The organism is Dyadobacter sp., assembly GCF_051859145.1.
In the GTDB taxonomy this organism is placed as follows: domain Bacteria; phylum Bacteroidota; class Bacteroidia; order Cytophagales; family Spirosomataceae; genus Dyadobacter.
Genome location: NZ_JBHYGF010000209.1, coordinates 4108 through 7473, shown reverse-complemented (window position 1 = coordinate 7473; position 3366 = coordinate 4108). Strand labels below are relative to the sequence as shown.

The following is a 3366-nucleotide window of genomic DNA, read 5'->3' as shown; positions in this document are numbered from 1 at the left end:
CCTGGCCAAGCGCGATAATGTCCCGGATGATCTCCATACTCGCCGTGCCGCCCGAAACAGTATACGCCGTTTCGATCATGCAAAGCATAAAACATTTGATCCCGTAACCGTAAAGCGGCAGGTTTTTGACCTGCGTTTTATAGAGTTCCTGCGAAATGGAATGCTGTGGCAGGAAGTCTTCCAGCATGGCGCAGAATTGTTGCTCCGTTTCCTGGAAAAATGGCTCATTTACCCATAAAGTATCGTCAGCGTCGAAAGCAATGACCTTGATATGATTCTTCATTGTAATGTTTAAATTTAAGCCGCAAAAATCAGCCGCCTTGCCGGCAGGGAAAAGGACATTTGTCCCAATTAAATTAAAAAATGCTGCGTACCAATCTCTCGTTTTTATCATACATCGAATTCCTTTTCGATAACCCGCAAAACAGGCAGCATATCGTTTTGGAGGTATTCCCCAGAAAGGCCACGATACTCAGCAAGGGAAGTGTGACGAAGAAGGTATATTTTGTAAAAAGCGGGGTTACCAAATGCTTTATGAGCGAGGAGAATGGGAAAGACTACATTATCGAATTTTTAGGTGAAGGCGAGATCGTCGGCGAGATCGAGGCAATCAAGAACTCGGTTTGCCTGTGTAATATTGAAGCGATCACCGAGGTACATGCCTACGCATTGACGGTGAGCTATTTCCACGCGCTTTTGGAACAAAATCCAAAATTCAACAGGCTGTTGCTGGAAGAAATGGCCGAGCGGATTATCAACACCAGCAGCCGCTCGTCGGCGCAGCAGCTTTACACTATGGAACAAGGTTTAAAAAAGCTGCTTGAATTTCAATCTGGACAAAAAACAACACTGTCTAAGGAAGATATGGCGAGTTACCTTGGCATTACGGTGCGGAGCCTCAACCGTGCTTTGAAGTCGCTGCAGTAACTTCTGCGCATTTTTATATTATCTTTCAAAATTCCTTTGCCCGATCCTAAACCTGAACATGTTTCGTAATTTACTTTGCCTCTCTCTGGTTGCTGCACTTTTTGTGCAATGTGCCAGAAACCAGAAATCCGCCGGAAGCCAGCAAACAACGGTTTCTCAAACCTCCGGCCAGGCGCTTTTTACTACCAACTGCGCCTCCTGCCACGCGCTTGAAACCGAGGAAATCGGTCCGCGGCTTGGCGGGGTTACCAGTCTGTTGCCGGCCGATCAGCTGATCGCGTTTATCAAAAATCCAAATGCATTTATAGAAAAAGGCGATAAACGAACAATCGCACTGGCTGCGCGTTACAAAATGGTGATGCCGCCATTCGACTTCCTGAAAGAGGAGGAAATTAAATCGATACTGACCTACCTGGACCAGGAAAGCAAATCGCGGGACCTGAAACCGCTGGTCGTAGAGACTGATGAAGTTACTGCCAAGCCCGAGAGACTGGCCGCGCCGATTACGAAATCAAGTCTGAAAGTGGGGCTGGAAGACTTTGTGACGATGCCATTTTCAAGTGAAAAAATGCCGCGCACCCGGCTTGCTACAATGCGCTCCTCGCCACACAAAGACGGTGCCTTGTATGTGAGTGACCAACGCGGATTCATTTACCGGATCGCCGACGGACAGGTTAGCGAGTTCATGAACATTCGTCCGCTGGTTGACAATTTCATCAACGAGCCCGGGCTGGGTACCGGCCTCGGCAGCTTCGCATTTCACCCGGATTATCTGCAAAACGGCCTCATTTACATTACCCACACGGAAGCATTTAAAGGCAAAGCCGCCGACAATGTTTATAGCGACACAATCAAAGTTGCGATGCAGTGGGTGATTTCGGAATGGAAGGTGGACGATGTGAAAAGCCCGGTTTTCAAAGGCAAGCGGCGCGAGTTGCTGCGCATCAATGTGCCCGGTGCTGTGCATGGTGTGCAGGATATCGGTTTCAAGCCTGAGGTTTCGAAAGGCAGTCCGGAGTATGGACTTTTATACATCGGAATCGGCGACGGTTCATCCACGATCAGCGGCTACCCGCAGCTTTGTCACACCCTGAAATCGCCGCTCGGTACCATTCTCCGCATTGATCCGCTTGGGAGTAACAGCAAAAATGGCAACTACGGAATTCCGGCGGATAATCCGTTTGTAAAGGAAAAAGGCGATGGAGTTTACAGTGAAATTTACGCTTACGGTTTCCGGAACCCGCATAGAATGGCGTGGTATGATGGAAAGCTGTTCAGTGCCGAGGTAAGCGAGTCTAATTTTGAGGAGATCAATGTGGTGGTGCCCGGCGGGGATTATGGCTGGAATGTGCGCGAAGGTAACTTCGGGATTTCATTTAAAGATTTGAAAAAAGTATACAAAGTAACAGAGCCCGATACGCTGAAATACATTCGTCCATTTGCGCTGTACGATCATTACGATGGCAGCGCGATCAGCGGCGGTTATGTGTATGAGGGTAGATTGGAAGCTTTGAAAAACAAGTACATATGCGGAGATATCGTGAGCGGAAAGCTGTTTTTTGTAAATATTGATAAGAACCTGAGCGATCCTTCCGTGCATGAATTGACGGTTACTTATCAAGGAAAGAATACCAGCCTCACCGAACTGACCGGCGCCAAACGTGTGGATGTAAGGATTGAATACGACCGTCAGACTGGTGAAATGTATATCATGACCAAGCCTGACGGGAAGATCAGGCGGGTGGTGAATGCAACTTTATAAGTATACAGTACTGCGGCAAATGATGATTTAAAAAGAACATTATAATGAAGATCAAAAGCTACGAATTGTTCCAGGTACCGCCGAGGTGGTTGTTTTTGAAAGTGGAAACCGACGAAGGGATTATCGGCTGGGGCGAACCCGTAATTGAAGGAAAAGCGGCAACCGTGAAAGCGGCTGTAATTGAGTTAATGGACACATTGATTGGTAAAAATCCATTGGATATTGAAGGTCACTGGAATACCATGTACCGGGGCGGATTTTACCGCGGCGGACCGATTCTGATGAGCGCGATCGCGGGAATCGACCAGGCTTTATGGGATATCAAAGGGAAATTTTACAACGCGCCAGTGTATGAGCTGTTGGGCGGGAAATGCAGGGACAAGATTAAGGTATATTCCTGGATCGGTGGCGACAGACCGGCCGAGGTAGCAAGTGCCGCACAAGCTGCTTTTGATATTGGTTTCAAGGCGATCAAAATGAATGGGACCGATGAAATGCAGTACATTGATTCCTACGAAAAAATCGATCTGGTACTGCGGCGCGTGGCTTCCATTCGCGAGGCGGTAGGTTACGGATTGGATATCGGTGTCGATTTTCACGGAAGATTGCACAAGCCGATGGCGAAGGTGCTGGCCAAGGAGCTGGAACAATTCCGTCCGATGTTTATCGAAGAACCC

3 protein-coding genes and 1 pseudogene are annotated in these 3366 nt (G+C 48.0%); 3 read left to right on the top strand and 1 reads right to left on the bottom strand.

The window, feature by feature from the left end:
- Nucleotides 1-283, bottom strand: a pseudogene (locus tag ACTIE6_RS13220) (HAD family hydrolase); the annotation flags it as partial.
- 80 nt (nucleotides 284-363) lie between these two features.
- Here ACTIE6_RS13220 and ACTIE6_RS13215 point away from each other — a divergent pair.
- From ACTIE6_RS13215 to dgoD, 3 genes are all read left to right on the top strand, one after another.
- Nucleotides 364-927 (top strand): Crp/Fnr family transcriptional regulator, encoded by a 564-nt coding sequence (locus ACTIE6_RS13215; RefSeq protein WP_439557085.1) that lies wholly within the window; start codon nucleotides 364-366, stop codon nucleotides 925-927.
- 58 nt (nucleotides 928-985) lie between these two features.
- Nucleotides 986-2689 (top strand): PQQ-dependent sugar dehydrogenase, encoded by a 1704-nt coding sequence (locus tag ACTIE6_RS13210; protein WP_439557084.1) that lies wholly within the window; start codon nucleotides 986-988, stop codon nucleotides 2687-2689.
- 44 nt (nucleotides 2690-2733) lie between these two features.
- Nucleotides 2734-3366 (top strand): galactonate dehydratase (gene dgoD / locus ACTIE6_RS13205; RefSeq protein WP_439557083.1); only part of this gene is annotated, 633 nt, incomplete at its 3' end.